Annotated in this window: 15 protein-coding genes and 1 pseudogene; 14 read left to right on the plus strand and 2 right to left on the minus strand. The window is 37.7% G+C overall.

Going from position 1 to position 16,461, the window contains the following annotated elements:
* Positions 1 to 66: 66 nt before the first annotated feature.
* From rnc to WS44_RS00260, 5 genes are read left to right on the plus strand one after another with little or no spacing between them, the layout of a single operon-like run.
* Positions 67 to 753, plus strand: a complete 687-nt coding sequence (rnc, locus tag WS44_RS00240) for a ribonuclease III (RefSeq protein ID WP_013642162.1) — start codon at positions 67 to 69, stop codon at positions 751 to 753.
* Positions 754 to 765: 12 nt separating this feature from the next.
* Entirely contained in the window at positions 766 to 4,335 is a 3,570-nt protein-coding gene (smc, locus tag WS44_RS00245) for a chromosome segregation protein SMC (RefSeq protein ID WP_014565964.1), read from the plus strand.
* Positions 4,336 to 5,664, plus strand: a complete 1,329-nt coding sequence (ftsY, locus tag WS44_RS00250; protein WP_046432396.1) for a signal recognition particle-docking protein FtsY — start codon at positions 4,336 to 4,338, stop codon at positions 5,662 to 5,664. It begins immediately after the preceding gene.
* 45 nt (positions 5,665 to 5,709) lie between these two features.
* Entirely contained in the window at positions 5,710 to 7,131 is a 1,422-nt protein-coding gene (locus WS44_RS00255; protein WP_013438172.1) for a C69 family dipeptidase, read from the plus strand.
* A 59-nt stretch (positions 7,132 to 7,190) separates the two neighbouring features.
* Positions 7,191 to 7,598 carry a MarR family winged helix-turn-helix transcriptional regulator gene (locus tag WS44_RS00260; RefSeq protein ID WP_013438171.1) on the plus strand — a complete coding sequence of 136 codons (408 nt, stop codon included), beginning with the start codon at positions 7,191 to 7,193 and terminating at the stop codon, positions 7,596 to 7,598.
* Positions 7,599 to 7,671: 73 nt separating this feature from the next.
* On the opposite strand, the gene WS44_RS00265 is transcribed toward WS44_RS00260, so the two are convergent.
* Complete coding sequence (locus WS44_RS00265; protein WP_046432398.1) at positions 7,672 to 9,099, minus strand: amino acid permease; 1,428 nt, start codon at positions 9,097 to 9,099, stop codon at positions 7,672 to 7,674.
* A 143-nt stretch (positions 9,100 to 9,242) separates the two neighbouring features.
* On the opposite strand from WS44_RS00265, the pseudogene WS44_RS00270 reads away from it, so the two are divergent.
* The 6 genes and pseudogenes from WS44_RS00270 to trmD all read left to right on the plus strand — a co-directional run bounded on the left by WS44_RS00270 (position 9,243) and on the right by trmD (position 13,505).
* Positions 9,243 to 10,005: pseudogene (locus WS44_RS00270) on the plus strand (GRP family sugar transporter).
* 72 nt (positions 10,006 to 10,077) lie between these two features.
* Positions 10,078 to 10,419, plus strand: a complete 342-nt coding sequence (gene ylxM / locus WS44_RS00275; RefSeq protein ID WP_013438168.1) for a YlxM family DNA-binding protein — start codon at positions 10,078 to 10,080, stop codon at positions 10,417 to 10,419.
* 3 nt (positions 10,420 to 10,422) lie between these two features.
* Positions 10,423 to 11,853 carry a signal recognition particle protein gene (gene ffh / locus WS44_RS00280; protein WP_013642156.1) on the plus strand — a complete coding sequence of 477 codons (1,431 nt, stop codon included), beginning with the start codon at positions 10,423 to 10,425 and terminating at the stop codon, positions 11,851 to 11,853.
* An 88-nt stretch (positions 11,854 to 11,941) separates the two neighbouring features.
* Positions 11,942 to 12,214 (plus strand): 30S ribosomal protein S16, encoded by a 273-nt coding sequence (gene rpsP / locus WS44_RS00285; protein WP_003547870.1) that lies wholly within the window; start codon positions 11,942 to 11,944, stop codon positions 12,212 to 12,214.
* A 66-nt stretch (positions 12,215 to 12,280) separates the two neighbouring features.
* Positions 12,281 to 12,796, plus strand: coding sequence for a ribosome maturation factor RimM (gene rimM, locus WS44_RS00290; RefSeq protein ID WP_046432403.1), 516 nt, complete (start codon positions 12,281 to 12,283; stop codon positions 12,794 to 12,796).
* The gene (gene trmD, locus WS44_RS00295) at positions 12,786 to 13,505 is read left to right on the plus strand and encodes a tRNA (guanosine(37)-N1)-methyltransferase TrmD (RefSeq protein ID WP_046432406.1); all 720 of its coding nucleotides are present in this window, start codon (positions 12,786 to 12,788) and stop codon (positions 13,503 to 13,505) included. The genes rimM and trmD overlap by 11 nt, the downstream gene beginning before the upstream one ends.
* An 87-nt stretch (positions 13,506 to 13,592) precedes the next feature.
* Here trmD and WS44_RS00300 read toward each other — a convergent pair whose 3' ends face one another.
* Positions 13,593 to 14,135: a low temperature requirement protein A gene (locus tag WS44_RS00300; RefSeq protein WP_046432408.1), complete on the minus strand. Its 543-nt coding sequence runs from the start codon at positions 14,133 to 14,135 to the stop codon at positions 13,593 to 13,595.
* Between the two features lie 194 nt (positions 14,136 to 14,329).
* Between WS44_RS00300 and rplS the strand changes: the two genes are divergently transcribed.
* The 3 genes from rplS (at position 14,330) to WS44_RS00315 (ending at position 16,454) form a co-directional block, all read left to right on the plus strand.
* Positions 14,330 to 14,677, plus strand: a complete 348-nt coding sequence (rplS, locus tag WS44_RS00305; protein ID WP_003629071.1) for a 50S ribosomal protein L19 — start codon at positions 14,330 to 14,332, stop codon at positions 14,675 to 14,677.
* A 341-nt stretch (positions 14,678 to 15,018) separates the two neighbouring features.
* Positions 15,019 to 15,666 (plus strand): uracil-DNA glycosylase, encoded by a 648-nt coding sequence (locus WS44_RS00310; protein ID WP_046432412.1) that lies wholly within the window; start codon positions 15,019 to 15,021, stop codon positions 15,664 to 15,666.
* Positions 15,666 to 16,454: an SGNH/GDSL hydrolase family protein gene (locus WS44_RS00315; RefSeq protein ID WP_046432414.1), complete on the plus strand. Its 789-nt coding sequence runs from the start codon at positions 15,666 to 15,668 to the stop codon at positions 16,452 to 16,454. Before WS44_RS00310 ends, WS44_RS00315 begins: the two co-directional genes overlap by 1 nt.
* Positions 16,455 to 16,461 lie beyond the last annotated feature (7 nt).

Here is a 16,461-nt window from a genome sequence, read left to right on the forward strand (position 1 = left end):
CTTTTTTGACATTCAAATTTTAGTGGTAAAACTGGTATAATTTACTAGGTATAAAGGGGCAATTATATGGTAAGTACAAAATTTTTAAAGAAATTAAAAGACGAATATAATGTTAAATTTAATAATGAAAAATTACTAGAAGAAGCATTTACGCATTCTTCATATTCAAATGAACACCCTGACGCTGGGATTCGTGATTATGAAAAACTAGAATTTTTAGGTGATGCCGTTCTTGAATTGGCTGTATCTAATTATTTGTATCGTCATTACCCTAAGTTAAATGAAGGTGAATTAACTAGATTAAGATCTAATATTGTTAGAACTGAAGGCTTCTCTGAATTTGCGATTGAATGTGGTTTTCAAAAAGAAATTCATTTGGGCAATGGTGAAGAAAAAGCTGGTGCTAGAAGCCGTAAAACTTTACTAGAAGACGTTTTTGAAGCTTTTAATGGTGCTTTATATCTTGATCAAGGGATGCCAGCAGTTGAGCACTTCTTGCATTTAACAGTTTATCCTTTAATTGATAAGGGTGAGTTTGATGATTCACGCGATTATAAGACGGACTTGCAGGAATTGTTGCAACAAAATGGTCCCGTTAATATTGAATATTCAGTCATCAGTGAATCACAATTGCCATCGCACTTTGAAGTTGAATTAAAGATCAATGATGAGGCTAAGACTCGCGGCGAAGGCCATAATAAGAAGGCGGCAGAACAACAAGCTGCCAAGGCTGCATTAAAAGAATTAGAGTAAGGGGACGAAAAAGTGCCATTAACAGAATTAGTGCTTGATGGTTTTAAATCATTTGCGGAAAAGACAACTATTCATTTTAATGACGGAATTACTGGCATCGTTGGACCTAATGGTAGTGGTAAAAGTAACATCACTGAAGCTATCCGTTGGGTAATGGGTGAATCCAGTGCTAAATCCCTTCGTGGTACCAACATGAAGGATGTCATTTTTGCTGGTAGTCAATATCGTAAGCCACTGAATAAAGCAGAAGTTACTTTAGTATTTGATAATAAAGATCGTGAATTGGCTTTTGACGCCGATCAAGTTTCAATTACCAGAAGAATTTTGCGTTCAGGCGACAGTGAATTTCTGATCAACAATCAACAAGTTAGAATGCGCGATGTTCGTGCACTTTTCCTTGATTCAGGAATTTCACCAAATAGTTTGGCCATTATTTCCCAGGGACGCGTTGATCAAATCTTAAATTCTCGTCCAGAACAAAGACGACTTATTTTCGAGGAAGCAGCTGGTGTGCTTCACTTTAAGCAGCAAAAAGAAGAAGCACAGACGCAACTCAAAAAGACACAAGATAACTTAATTAGAATTAATGATTTAGTTAAAGAACTCGAAGGTCGTCTTGAGCCGTTACATGAACAAAGCTCACTGGCTAAAGAATATCAATTTCAAAAGGCAGGTTTAGACAAGAAATTAAAGAGTCTATTGGCTTTTGAAATTGAAGATATCAACCGTCAAAAAGAAGATGTAGAAAAGTCTGCTAAGAAGAGTCAAGTTCTTTTATCTAAATTAGATAATGAAGTTAAGGACTCTCAAGATGCAGTTTCTGAAAAACGAGGCGAGTATAAGAAACTGCAAACTGAGCGTGATAATACGCAAAAGCAACTGCTTGAATTAAGTAAGAAGTTGTCCGATTTGGATGCTAGCTTGCAAATGGCAGAGCAATCTCGTCAGTTTGATGATGCGACTAAGGTCGAGTATCAAAATCAAGTTAAGAGTTTGAAAAATAGCCTGGTTAAATTAAATGAAGACTTGGCTTCTTTGCAAAAGAATGCGACAGAGTTAAAGGATAAGCAGGCTGTTTTACAAAAGCAACGTGATGAATTAACTGCAGAATTAAAGGAAGATCCAGAAGAATTAAATAAGAAACTGGAAAGCTTCAGAAATGATTATATTCAGTTGCTTCAAGATCAAGCGACGACTAATAACCAAATCGTTAACTTGAATACTGAATTAAAGCGAAGCAAAGCCGATACTAGTTATCAAAATAGCGATGTCTCAAAGCAATTAAGTGAGGCAAAGACTGAACTCGAGAAGCTCCGTGCCGAAGGCAAAACTTTAACTGAAAAGCGCAAGAGTGAAAAGATCAAGTTAGCCGAAGTTGGCGATCAAAATAGCGACTTGACTAATAAGGTTAATCAATTGCGTCAGACAGTTGCCGATGAGCGAGGAAAATTAGAAAAAATTGAGGCTCGTCATGAAGCTATAGTTAACATCCAAAAACGTCACGAGGGTTATTACTATGGTGTTCGTAATGTTTTAAACAACATGAATGCCTTTCCTGGCGTAATTGGTGCAGTAGGCGAATTGATTTCCTTCCCAGTTGAACTAGAAGCTGCGATGACCACTGCTCTTGGGGGCGGCGTTCAGGATTTAATTACCGATAGCAGAATTAGTGCTAGAAACGCAATTAACCAATTGAAGCGCAATCGTGCAGGTCGTGCCACTTTCTTGCCATTAGACGGTTTACGTCAATATGGCATCCCTCAATCAACCGTTACTACACTTGAATCATATGAGGGGTTTAGAGGCGTAGCTAGCGATTTAGTTGAAAGCAAAACTGAGCATAATATTAACGCTGCAATCAATTACTTATTGGGTAGCGTAATTATTGTAGATACGATTGATACTGCTTTATCTATTTCTAAGCGCATCAATCGCTATCGAATCGTTACTTTGGATGGGGATGTAATTTCACCTGGTGGTTCCATGACTGGTGGACAAAGAAATCAGCGGAATAACTCTCCATTGCAAACCGCTACTGAAATCAATCAGTTAGAAGCACAAATCAAGACTTTGACTAAGACTTTGAGAGAAGATCAGAATCAACTTGAAACCTTAGTTGATCAAGCCCAAAGAGCAAATGCTGAATTACAAAAGCTTCAAAGTTCTTTGCAAGAAACTAATCAAGCAATTAATGAAGTTGCTATTTCTTTCCAAAGTCAAGAAAAAGAAGTTAAGCGTTTAACCGATGCTAATAATTTGTACGAATCTAGAATCAAAGAACGTGATTCTCGGATTAAAGAATTAAAGCAGCAGATTGAAGAAGCTCAAACCAAGCAAAATGAATTGACTAAGCAAGGTAAAGAGCAAAGAACTGCAATGAATCAGCTGCAAGAGCGAATTAGAAACTTTAACAGCTTGAGTCAAAAGGTTCAAGATCAGCTTTCCAAGTTGGATCCAGATATTGCGGTTTATACCAACAAATTAGAAAACTTGCGTAGCCAAGAAAATGAGAAGAAACAGCAGATTAGAAATAATCAAGAACAAACTGCTGATTTGACGCACAAACTGCAAGATTTAACTCAAAGTGGTGAGCGTTCAGTTCAAAAGAATACCGATCTGAAGAAGCAAAAAGCAGACCTCAAGCAGCAAACTGAAGACTTACAAACCAAGTTGAATGAGCTTAGTTCACAATTGGGTCAATTTGATGCGCAAATCAATCAGCTGGATCAAGTAGCTAGTCGAAACTATGAATTGCGTAAGGATGCCGCGATTGAACAAGAAGGCTATTCAGTGCAACTAGCTAAGTTCAACAGTGCAATTAATCAACGTCTTGAAACTTTGCGTGATGATTACTCATTAACTTATGAGGCAGCTCTTGCTCAGGCTGAAGGCGAAAATGATGAAGACACCAGAAATGAATTAGCTAAGAGCGTTAAACTGCATCGCATGTCAATTGAAGATATTGGTCCAGTTAACCTTGATTCAATTCAAGAATATGAAGATGTTAAAAAGCGTTATGACTTCTTGAGTGGTCAACAAAACGACTTGCTTAAGGCACGTGACGATCTTGAAAAGTCCATGAATGAACTTGATGAAGAGGTTAAAACTCGATTCAAGGATACGTTTAATACAATTGCAGACAGCTTTAAGCAAATCTTCCCTGTAGTCTTTGGCGGAGGAAAGGCTAAACTTGAACTAACCGAGCCAAATAACCTGCTTGAAACAGGAATTGAAATTATCGCTCAACCACCTGGCAAGAAATTGCAACGCTTAAGTTTGCTTTCTGGTGGTGAAAGAGCCTTAACTGCTATTACTTTGCTGTTCGCAATGTTGCAAGTAAATCCAGTACCATTCTGTGTACTAGATGAGGTGGAAGCTGCCCTTGATGATGCAAATGTAACTCGATTTGCCCAGTTTTTGCTTAAGTACGATATGAAGACGCAGTTTATTGTAATTACTCATAGACGTGGAACTATGCGTAAGGCTGATCAATTGTATGGTGTAGTAATGCAAGAATCTGGTGTTTCTCAAGTATTGTCTGTATCATTAAAAGAATTAAAGAACAAACATGAGGTGAGATAATTGGGATTATTTGATCGAATTAAAAAGTCTCTCTTTGGTAAAAAAGACGAGGACGGAGAAGAGAAAAAAGAAGAACAGCCAAAACAAGAGGAAGAAGAAAAGCAAGAACAAGGATCAGAAGAATCAGCTGAACCTGAAAAAGAAAAATCAGCTGAAGAAACTGTTACAACAGAAGAATCTGAAGCAGAAACTACCTCTGAGGCTGAAAATGAACCTACATCTGAAACTGAAGTAGAACCAGAACCACAAGCTACTGAAGTAGAAAATTCTGAAGAGTCTGAACCAGTAGAAGAGAAGCCAGCCGAAGAAAAAACACATGAGGCTGAATCTGAAACTGAAGAAGAACAACCAGCAGAGCAAGAAAATGATGAGGAAAAATCCTCTGATGAAGAAGATGCTCAAGAAAAGCTTTATGAAAAGGGGCTTGAAAAAACCAATAAAGGTTTTGGTGCGCGTTTAAATGCCTTCTTTGCAAGATTTAGATCAGTAGATGAAGACTTCTTTGATGATCTTGAAGATTTGTTGATTGAATCTGATGTTGGTTTTGAAACAGCTGAACAATTAACTGATGAATTGCGTGAAGAAGCTAAGTTGCAAAATGCTAAATCACGTGATGATTTGAAGCAAGTAATCGTTGAAAAATTGGTTGACCTTTACGACCAAGGTGGTCAAGGTAAGGATGAAAAATTAGCTTACGATCCTGACGCTAAACCTAATGTTTACCTTTTTGTCGGAGTTAACGGTGCCGGAAAGACTACTACCATTGGTAAATTGGCTAAACGCTTTAAAGATGAAGGTAAATCCGTTATTTTGGCTGCAGCCGATACTTTTAGAGCAGGTGCGGTTGAACAATTGGAAGAATGGGGCAAGCGTGTTGGTGTCCCTGTTGTAACTGGTAAAGAGAAGGCAGATCCTGCTTCAGTTGTCTACGATGCTACTGAACGGGCAATTAAAGAAAAAGCTGATTATCTGTTAGTTGATACAGCAGGTCGTTTGCAAAATAAGAAGAACTTGATGGCTGAGCTTGAAAAGATTCAAAGAACGATCAAGAAATTATTGCCTGAACAACCAGCAGAAACTTTATTGGTTCTTGATGGTTCAACTGGACAAAATGCCCTTTTGCAGGCCAAAGACTTTGACAAGACCACTAAGTTAACCGGTTTAGTTTTAACTAAGCTTGATGGCTCTTCAAAGGGTGGAGTTGTTTTGGCAATCCGTAACGAAATGAAGTTGCCAGTTAAATTGGTTGGTTTAGGTGAAAAGGCAGAAGATTTAGCAGATTTTGATGCTGCAAATTATGCTATTGGTCTTTTCCACGGCCTAGTCTAGTGATAAAGTAAAAGCATATACTATATTAGTTATAAGGAGAATTTTATGAAAGAATATAGCGCTTGTACTACTATCTTAGTAGGTAAGAAAGCATCAATCGATGGCACTACCATGATTGCTCGTAACGATGATACTTTCCGTCCTATTACCCCACAAAAGTTCATTATTGAACCAGCTCGTCATGGTGAAAAGAAGCACATTAAGTCATGGCTTAACAAGTTTGAAATGGATCTTCCAGAAGATGCTCAACGTGTTCCAGCCGTACCTAATGTTGATTACAAGCACCGTGGTTACTACGACGAAAGTGGTATTAACCAAGAAAACGTTGCTATGTCATGTACCGAATCAACTTACGGTAACGAAAGAACCTTAGCATTCGATCCACTTGTTAAGGATGGTTTGGATGAAGACTGTATGCAAACTTCAGTATTGCCATACATTCACTCAGCTCGTGATGGTGTTAAGTACTTGGGTAAATTGATTGCTAAGTACGGTTCACCTGCTGGTAACTCAGTTTTATTCAGTGACAAAGATGAAATCTGGTACATGGAAATCGTTACTGGTCACCACTGGGTAGCAGAACGTATTCCAGATGATTGCTACGCTGCAACTGGTAACCGTGTAGCTATTGAACAAGTTGACTTCGACAACCCTGATTACTTCATGTGGAGTGAAGGCATTCAAGAATTCGTTGAAAAGCACCACTTGAACCCAGATCACGAAGGCTGGAACTTCCGTCACATTTTCGGTACTTACACTGAACAAGACCGTCACTACAACACTAACCGTCAATGGTACATTCAAAAGTTGTTCAACCCTGAAATTGAACAAGACCCACAAGATGGTGATATTCCATTCATCCGTAAGGCTGCTAAGAAGATTACCAAGGAAGATATTGAATTTGCATTAGGTTCACACTACCAAGACACTCCATATGATCCATTTGGTAAGGGTACCGATGAAGAAAAGCACCGCTACCGTCCAATTGGTTTGAACCGTACACAAAACGCTCATATCTTGCAAATCAGAAGTGATGTTCCAGAAGACCGTGCCGCAATTATGTGGTTATGTATTGGTGGTCCAACATTTACTCCATTCATTCCATTCTTTGCTAACATGAACGATACTGATCCTTCATTTAACAATACTTCAATGGATTACAACATGAATGACGCATGGTGGTACTACAAGTCATTTGCAGCCATTGTAGAAAGTCACTACCCACAATTTGTTCAACTTGATACTACTTACCTTACTGAACTTAACCGTTACTTCAGAGGTCGTGTTGAAGAAATTATCAAGGACTCGGAAGGCAAGTCAGGCGATGAATTGACTGAATTCTTGACTAAAGAAAACCAAAAGACTGTTGCTCATACTCGTAAGGAAACTGAAAAGTTATGGGGTCAAATGATGATTGACTCAATCAACATGTCTAAGTTGACTTTCAACATGGATGAAAATCTTTAATAATAGATAAAAAAAGCAGCGTTTCGCTGCTTTTTTGTGAATTTGAAAGGCAGATATAGATGGCAGAAGGTACAATTGGTTCATTTCTGACTAAGATCAGCAATGAAGTTGAAAAGCAAATGAATGATGACTTAAAGAGTTTTGATATTGATGCTAATGAACTCGAATTCTTAATTGAATTGCGTCATCATAAGAATGGTAAAACCTTTAGCAAATTGGCTAAAGAGCTTCATGTTACAGATGAAAAGATTAAGCAAATAGCTTCTAAGCTTGAACAAAAGAATTTAATTACTGTTTCTGACAATACAGCGGTTGAAACAGATAAAGGCTTAGATTTATGCAAGAAGGTTGAAAAGCACCGTGAAGAAACTGATCAAACCATTACAGGGATGCTGAGCAAAGATGAAACCTTAGGTTTGGTTAATGTATTAAAGAAGATGCTTAAATCAAGCGAAAACAAAGATTAATATTAAAATCAAAAAAGGTGTCTAGGAATATTTTTCCTAGGCACCTTTTGCTTTATAAAAGTTTAATAAAAGTTTATTTCTTTTTATCCAAAATTGAGTGATGAATACCATAACCAAAGTAAATGATTAAGCCCAAAATAAACCAGATACCAGCGTAAAGCTTAGCTTGATAGTCTAATCCTAAGAAGACAACTAATGTAGCTAAGAAGCCAAAGGCAGGCAATACTGGGTAAAATGGCATCTTAAATGATGGATCATCAATATCTTTGCCTTCACGTGGACGCAATTTATAAATACCTAAAGATACAAACATAAATGCGATTAACGTACCTGCTGAAACAAGTTGTGACAACATTGAGAATGGGAAGAAGGCACCCAGTAAAATGGCTACAACAGTTAAAGTCCATAATGCATTATTGGGTCGACGATCCGCATTTAACTTACCTAACCATTTAGGAAGCATCCCATCACGACCAAAAGAGTAAATCAATCTCGAACCAGCCATACTCATTCCGATTAAAGCAGTGAACATCCCAAGAACGGCGATGGTTTGTACAACGACAGCCACAATTGGATGTCCAGCATAGCGAAGAGCAAGCCCAACTGGTTCAGCAGAGTTAGCGTATTTTTGGTAAGGCATCATTCCGACAAGTACAAGACTTACACCAACAAATAAAGCAACAGCGATAGCTAATGAACCCAAGATACCACGTGGCATCGTCTTTTGTGGATTAATAGCTTCAGCTGAGTTGGCCGCAATTGAGTCAAAGCCGATGTATGATAGGAAGATCATTGAAACACCTGCGTAAATTCCTTGCCAGCCACCAAATGGTCCGTTAGCAGTCATGCGGTATTCTGGAATAAATGGAGTAAAGTTTGAAGCTTTAATTGCGGTTAAACCAACTACAATAAAGAGCAAAATTGCTAAAACTTTTAAGATTACCAAACCGTTTTCTACTCGAGCTGCTCTTGAAACACCACGACTGATCAAGATTGAAACTAAAAGAATAGAAACAAGAGAGATGACATCAATGATTCCGCCGTTATTACCAAACGCATTTGATAATGAATTTGGTAGTTTAAGACCTAATGGTGCAATCAGTGCACGGAAGTTAGCTGAAAGTCCGGATCCGACGAAAGCTAGGGCAATGAAGTATTCGGCAAGAAGCGCCCATCCTGCGACCCAACCCCAGAATTCACCAAAAACAACGTTGATCCATGAATAAGCTGAGCCGGCAAAAGGCATAGCTGCTGCCATTTCTGCGTAAGCGAAAGCTACAAGTCCTGCTGCAACAGCTGCTAAAACAAAGGAAATAGCAACGGCAGGTCCGGTATGCATCGCTGCAACTTCTCCAGGTAGGGTAAAGATCGAAGCAGAGACGATCGTTCCGACACCTAATGCTAAAAAGTCTTTTACCTTCAATGAGCGAACCAGGTGTCCATCTTTGTTTTCATAGACGCGTGGATCTTCTTTTTTGTTCATTCTTTGCCAAAGATTCACAACGCAACTCCTCCTTAAAAATAATATGGTATGTACTTCATTATAATTAAAAATACGTTAAAAAATCAACTGAATAATTTTAAATATTTCACTTTGAGTACGTTGAAAGTGTTTACTTTTAGTTACAAACAAAAAATAGAGTTATGGCTTTATTAATCGCTTTAGTTAACATTATTGGCTGGTGCCTTATCCCATTAACTGTTAAAGATTCGCCTCAAAGCCAGATTGCAGGAATGGGTATTGGTGCTTCAGCTACTGCTCTTATTATTTATTTGTTCACTAGACCAGCATTTGATGCTGCAACTTGGGCAGTTGCCTTTGTAGCAGGGATGCTATGGACAATTGGACAAATGGGACAATTCATTTCATATACCCGAATCGGTGTTAGTGGTACTATTCCACTTTCAGCTGGTTTTCAATTAGTAGGTAACTCATTAATTGGTGTTTTAATCTTTGGCGAATGGCCAACGGCACAAGCAAAAGTTATTGGTTTCATTGCCTTAGCACTGGTAGTAATTGGTATCGTATTAAGTTCTAAGAGTGATGACAAGGGATCAGGCGATGCTAACGCTAAAAATATTGCCTTCTTGCTCATTACAACGATTGGTTTCTGGATTTATTCAAGTTTTCCAAAGCTGATTGCCAAGGATATTAATCCTGGCGTGAACGGATTAGATTATATTTTTCCAGAAATGCTCGGTGTTTTAGTTGGTACTGTAGTTTATGTCATTGCATCACATTCAACAGCAGTTTATCGCAATAAGATGATTTGGCGAAACAGTATTGCCGGTGTCGGGTGGTATCTGGTTCTTACATGAAGAAAAATCTAAACGTGAAATGACCTACATTGTTATTGGGTTGATTTTTATCGTCGGTGGTAGTATTTTAACCGGTTTTGCCAAGTAAAATTAGAAAAGAAGGGTCTTGATCGTTTTGATCAGGGGCCTTTTTTGATATACTAAAGGCTGGTGAAACTTAATGGATGAATTAACTAAAAATGAAGAGCTTGGCGATTTATATGCCTATTACGGCACATTGCTGACTCGGGGCCAACAATCATATTTTGAAGATTATTACTATAATGATTTGTCCCTAGGTGAAATTGCTGTAAATCATCATGTATCAAGACAAGCCGTTTATGATAATTTGAAACGGTCGAGCAAAATTTTGCAGAACTATGAAGACAAGCTTCATATGCGCCGGGATAATGACCATATTGAAAATGTATTGGCGGACGTATTATTGTCGATTGATAATGATGATAGTCAAACTGCTAAAAATGAAATAACGAATTTATTAAATCAATTGAGGGGAGAGTAACCCATGGCTTTTGAAAATTTAAGTGAACGAATTCAAAAAGCATTAAAAAATTTAACCGGTAAAGGTAAAGTTTCAGAAGAAGATATTAATAAAGCTAGTCGTGAAATTAGATTAGCTTTGCTTGAGGCCGACGTTAACTTCAAGGTTGTTAAGGACTTTATCAAGACAATCAAGAAAGAAGCATTGGGTAAGGAAGTTCAAGAAAGTCTTAACCCAGGCCAACAAGTCATCAAGATTGTTAATGAGCAATTAACTAAGATGATGGGTGAGGAAGCAGTTCCTCTTAACAAGTCTAAGCACATTCCTACCATTATTATGATGGTTGGTTTGCAAGGTACTGGTAAGACTACTACTGTTGGTAAGTTAGCCTACCATTTGCAAAAGACCGAGAAGGCTCGTCCACTTTTGATTGCTGGCGATATTTATCGTCCTGCCGCTGTAGATCAGCTTAAGCAAATTGGTGAACAATTGAAGGTGCCGGTTTATAGCGAAGATGGTGAAAAGGACGTTGCCAAGATTGTTCAAGATGGTTTAGCTGAAGCTGAAAAGAACAAAAACGATTATGTTTTAATCGATACGGCTGGTCGTCTTGAAATCGATGAACCATTAATGGAAGAACTTGAACGAGTAAAGAAGGTTGCCAACCCTGACAACATCTTGCTTGTAGTTGATGCCATGACTGGTCAAGCTGCTACCGATGTGGCTAAGGGCTTTGATGAACGTCTTGACGTTACTGGCGTTATCTTGACTAAATTGGATGGTGATACCCGTGGTGGTGCTGCACTTTCTATTCGTGCCGTTACTGGTAAGCCAATCCTCTTCACTGGTCAAGGTGAAAAATTAAGTGACTTGGATGTCTTCCACCCAGACAGAATGGCCTCAAGAATTCTTGGTATGGGTGATATGCTTTCCTTAATCGAAAAGGCTCAACAAGATTACGATGCCAAGGAAGCACAAAAAGTTGCTGAAAAGATGCGTGAAAACACCTTCGACTTCAATGACTTTGTCGATCAACTTGAACAAGTACAAAAGATGGGACCTTTGGATCAAATTATGAAGATGATTCCTGGTCTTGCTAATAATCCTCAACTTAAGAATTTGAACGTTGATCAAAAGCAAATCGATCATACTGAAGCGATTGTTTACTCAATGACTGAAGAAGAACGTGAAAATCCAGATATTTTGAATCCTAGCCGTCGTAGAAGAATTGCCGCCGGTTCTGGTCGTCCCGTTGTTGAAGTAAACCGAATGATCAAGCAATTTAAGCAAATGCGCGAAATGATGAGCAAGGTTACTAAGGGTAACATGAAGGGCTTAAGCAACTTGCCTGGTATGGATTCACCAATGGCCAAGATGGCTATGCGCCGCATGAATAAGAACTTCAAGAAGAACAAGAAGAAGCGTCTGCGTAAGGTTAAGAGATATCATTCATAAAAAATGAAGCTGTTAAGGAAAAATACTTTACACCCATTTGTTTTGGTGGTATATTATTAATCGTTAAGTTTTAGGAGGAAATTAATTTATGTCAGTTAAAATTCGTATGCACCGCGCTGGTGCCAAGAGAAAGCCATTCTACAGAATCGTTGTTGCAGACTCACGTATGCCACGTGACGGTCGTTTCATCGAACAAGTTGGTTACTACAACCCAGTTTCACAACCAAAGGAATTGAAGCTTGACGAAGACAAGATCTTTGAATGGTTACAAAAGGGTGCACAACCTTCAGACACTGTTAGATCACTTCTTTCAGGTGCTGGCTTGATGGCTAAGTTGCACGATGCAAAATACAACAAGTAATTTGCTATTAGAGAAAGCTTGATGCCGAGTGCTTCAAGCTTTTTTTGTTACTATAAAGGAGAAAAAATGCAATATTTTGATGTTGCAAAGATTTTAACCACGCATGGCCTAAATGGTGAAGTTAAAGTTAACGTGATTACAGATTTCCCGGAAGATCGTTTTGCGGAAGGGATGCAGCTAGCTTTAAAGGCTGATACTGATCGAATTTTGACTATTAAAAAGAGCCGTCCTTTCAAACAATTTTGGCTGCTTCAATTTGATGAAGTAACTGATATTGATGAGGCAGAAAAACTTCGTGGTCAAATTTTGGTAGTTAGTGAAGATAATCGTGGTGAATTGCCAGAAGGTGTTTATTACTACAAAGATATTTTTGACTGCGATGTGATTGATGAAGAATCTGGAAAAAGATTAGGTAAAATTACTGATATTCAATCGCCCGGTGCTAATGATATTTGGTTAGTTCATGAAGATGACGGTAAAGAATATTGGATTCCTAATATTGCAGACGTAGTAAAAAAGGTTGATGTTCCTAACAAGAAGGTTTATGTAGAATTAATGGAGGGCTTGCGCGATGAAGATTAATGTTTTAACCCTTTTTCCAGATATGTTTACTCCATTACAGGTTTCAATGTTAGGGCGTGGTCTTGAAGACAAAAAGTGGGATCTCAATTTAGTTAATTTCCGTGATTTCACTACCGATGTTCATCATCATGTTGACGATACCCCATATGGTGGTGGAGCCGGCATGGTTTTACAAATCATGCCAATCAAGAAGGCGCTTGATTCACTTCCTTCAACTGGTAAGATAATTATTACTGCGCCACAAGGCAAAACCTTTAATGAAAAAATGGCACAGGATTGGGCTAAGGAAGATGAATTAACCTTTATTTGTGGTCACTATGAAGGCTTTGACCAACGCGTGTATGACTTAGCTGATGAAACAGTTTCAATTGGCGATTACGTCTTAACTGGCGGTGAATTGCCAACAATGAGCATGATTGATGCTACGGTGCGCTTAATTCCTGGTATCTTGGGTAATGCGGCCAGTCCAGTTGAAGAGAGCTTCTCTCATGGCTTGCTTGAATACCCACAATATACTCGCCCAGCAGACTTTGAAGGCCAAAAGGTGCCGGAGGTTTTAACTAGTGGCAACCACCAAAAGATTGACGAATGGCGCCATTATCAAGCTTTAAAGGCAACTTATCTTCATCGACCTGATATGCTTGAAAAGCGTGAGCTTTCAGATGAAGAAAAGAAGATGCTGGCTGACATTAAAGCTGAAACAAATTAAAATAAAAACAGCAAACTAAAAGACATGATAACTTGGATTTAAGTGATCATGTCTTTTTATTGTTTATCTTTTTAGAATTATTCTACCTTAACCTGCGATAATAATTAAAACAAGAATATCTAAAAGGATCATTCCCATGGCTGGTAAAAAGGCAGCTGCTAGATTGATGATCATTTCAATCAGGAGAATCCAGCTAAGTTTGACCTCAAGTTTTGACAATTTGAAATGAATACTGATTAAAAACAAAACTCGGATCATTAGCAGCATGAGGATCAAAGAAAAACTAAATAAAATTTTGCTTTCAAGATTCCCATCAATGATTACTAGGTAAAGACTAACGCCAATTAAGATCATATCAATATTAATAATTAAAATGTTGATAATTGAATCGTTACCATGGTTATCAAAATAACCACTGAGCTCGCCCCAACCCAAAATTAGCCAGAAAAATGTCAGGATTGCATTAATAAATCCGGTTAGTGTTTGATGTTCTAGTAAGCTTTCCGTTAGTCGTGAAAAGACTACAGCAAAAATTAAATCATAGAATAATTCTAACCAAGAAATTTTACGGTTTTTAATCACATTTTTGATAGTACGTGGCTTGCCCAAAAAATTTACTATTTTATTCATTACTCTTCCTTGATTTATAAAAAATATTTTACTACAAAGATAAAAAAGCTAGGTTAGTAATTGATTTTTAACTTGAACAGTTAGTCTAACCTTGTTATACTAGTAAGCGTGGATTTTCCACGGAATTTATAAGTTATGGGTGTTCCGCTGGCGCTGGTGCGTTGATGAAGACCGAAGAAGGAGAAAAATATATTATGGATCCATTAATTCAAGAATTAACTAAAGAACAAATTCGTGACGATATTCCTGCTTTCCGTGCAGGTGATACTGTTACTGTTCACGTACGTGTTGTTGAAGGTACTCACGAACGTATTCAGTTATTCGAAGGTGTTGTAATTAAGAAGAAGGGTACTGGCATCGGTGCTACTTACACTGTTCGTAAGATTGCTTCAGGTGTTGGTGTTGAAAGAACTTTCCCAGTTAACGACCCACGTGTTGCTAAGGTAGAAGTTAAGCGTCATGGTCGTGTACGTCGCGCTAAGCTTTACTACTTACGTGAACGTCACGGCAAGTCAGCAAGAATTGCTGAAGCACGTCGTTAATAAAATGAAAAATAGTCGATTCGTAAGAATCGACTATTTTTTTACATTAGTTTGTGAAAATAATTAAGTGTGAAACGACTGTGTAACATACATATTATATCACAAAGTGGCAAAATAATGCTTATAATTGCTGATATAAAGAGACTTACGGCTTGTGAAAGCTAATTTCAAAAAATCAACATTCTATGTGGAATTAAAACAAAAGCCACCAGTTATCCACACCGGCGGCTTTTGTTTAGTATTAAATTGTGTTTATTATACTCTAAAAAGCAAAAAAGTGAAATAGTGGTCGGCATTACTTATAATGTAAATGTTAGAAAAAATGAAGGGAGGAAAAGTGGTTGAACTATTCTCAAGAGTTGATAGATGAAGTTAAAAAACGTTCTGCAGGTATGCGACTTGAAGGAATCAATTCAGGTAGTGGACCTAAGCATCCTAAGTTGATGATTATTGGTGAAGCACCCGGCAGAAATGAAATAGTTAATAACATTCCTTTTAGTGGGGATGCAGGCAAAGAATTAAATAAATCTTTAGCACAGATCGGCTTAACTAGAGATGATGTCTACATTACTAGTGCAGTCAGAAGCAGACCATATGCAATTAAAAAGGTCTTTAGTAAACGTGAGAATAAGGAAGTTACTAAGTATCCCAATCGCAAGCCAACCAAAAAGGAAGTTTTAGCGCATGCACCTTTTTTAGACTATGAAATAGATTATGCGCAACCTAAATTAATAGTCGCTTTAGGCAATACCGGATTGGAACGTTTGCTTGGCCTAGGACATAAAATATCGGAAGAACATGGCAAAGTAATTGAAAATACGCCAATTTTACGGCTCAATCCACAAAAAGATGGTTATGTTTGGTCAAAACAAAAATACACGATCTTTCCTGAATATCATCCAGCTGCTGTTTTTTACAATCGCAAACTAAGTGATGATATTATTAAAGATTGGAAGGTAATTAAGTCTTATCTAGAAAAGGAAAAATAATGAGTAACGAAACTTTTTTAATACCTATTAGACAAAATAATGATTTGTCTGATGTTGCCTTAAATGAGTTGAGAATGGATTTGGATGAGCATCCCCTAAATCAACGTAAATATACTGAACTTGCATATTTGCCTGGCAACAGCCGCAAGTATAGTTTGAATAGTGTTAAAACGATTGAAAGTCCATTGCGTCATAAGAAGATTTTGTTCTTAGGTTCATCAGTTACTTTTGGCTTTGGTGCCTTAGGTGAATCATTTGTAGATTATTTATGGAAGAAAGACGGAATCGACGCTATTAAAGATGCTGAAAATGGCACGACTTTGGTAGATCAAGATACAAGCTATCATGGTGACTCATACGTTGCCCGTTTTAAGGAAGAGCTTAAAGAAGATAAGCCAGACATGCTTGTCTTGCAACTGTCAACTAATGATGCCAATACCAATCAAAAACTGGGTAAAATCAGTTCAGATGATACTTTTGATACGCAAACCATTATTGGTTCTATTGAGTATATCGTCAATGAAGCACACAAAAAGTGGGATTGTCCTATTTTGATTTATACCAATCCATACTTTGAAAGTAATTTGTATGAACAAATGGTAGATAGTACGCTTGAACTTGCTAAAAAATGGGGAGTTCAAGTACTGGATCTTTATCATAATTCCGAATTTAAAAAGCAAGATTCACTTTATATGGCTGATGAAATCCATCCAACGCGTGCTGGCTATTTAGAGAAATGGATGCCTTTATTTGAAGAGCAACTAAACAATCTTTTGCTAAAAAAATAAGCTAAAT

Origin of the sequence: Lactobacillus sp. N54.MGS-719, from assembly GCF_000980505.1 — a bacterium.
In the GTDB taxonomy this organism is placed as follows: domain Bacteria; phylum Bacillota; class Bacilli; order Lactobacillales; family Lactobacillaceae; genus Lactobacillus; species Lactobacillus amylovorus.

Excerpts from the sequence above, each read along its gene's own strand:
- rnc (WP_013642162.1), top strand. The coding sequence starts at position 67 with ATGGTAAGTACAAAATTTTTAAAGAAATTAAAAGACGAATATAATGTT.
- WS44_RS00255 (WP_013438172.1), top strand. The coding sequence starts at position 5,710 with ATGAAAGAATATAGCGCTTGTACTACTATCTTAGTAGGTAAGAAAGCA.
- WS44_RS00260 (WP_013438171.1), top strand. The coding sequence starts at position 7,191 with ATGGCAGAAGGTACAATTGGTTCATTTCTGACTAAGATCAGCAATGAA.
- ylxM (WP_013438168.1), top strand. The coding sequence starts at position 10,078 with ATGGATGAATTAACTAAAAATGAAGAGCTTGGCGATTTATATGCCTAT.
- ffh (WP_013642156.1), top strand. The coding sequence starts at position 10,423 with ATGGCTTTTGAAAATTTAAGTGAACGAATTCAAAAAGCATTAAAAAAT.
- rpsP (WP_003547870.1), top strand. The coding sequence starts at position 11,942 with ATGTCAGTTAAAATTCGTATGCACCGCGCTGGTGCCAAGAGAAAGCCA.
- rimM (WP_046432403.1), top strand. The coding sequence starts at position 12,281 with ATGCAATATTTTGATGTTGCAAAGATTTTAACCACGCATGGCCTAAAT.
- trmD (WP_046432406.1), top strand. The coding sequence starts at position 12,786 with ATGAAGATTAATGTTTTAACCCTTTTTCCAGATATGTTTACTCCATTA.
- WS44_RS00300 (WP_046432408.1), bottom strand. The coding sequence starts at position 14,135 with ATGAATAAAATAGTAAATTTTTTGGGCAAGCCACGTACTATCAAAAAT.
- rplS (WP_003629071.1), top strand. The coding sequence starts at position 14,330 with ATGGATCCATTAATTCAAGAATTAACTAAAGAACAAATTCGTGACGAT.
- WS44_RS00315 (WP_046432414.1), top strand. The coding sequence starts at position 15,666 with ATGAGTAACGAAACTTTTTTAATACCTATTAGACAAAATAATGATTTG.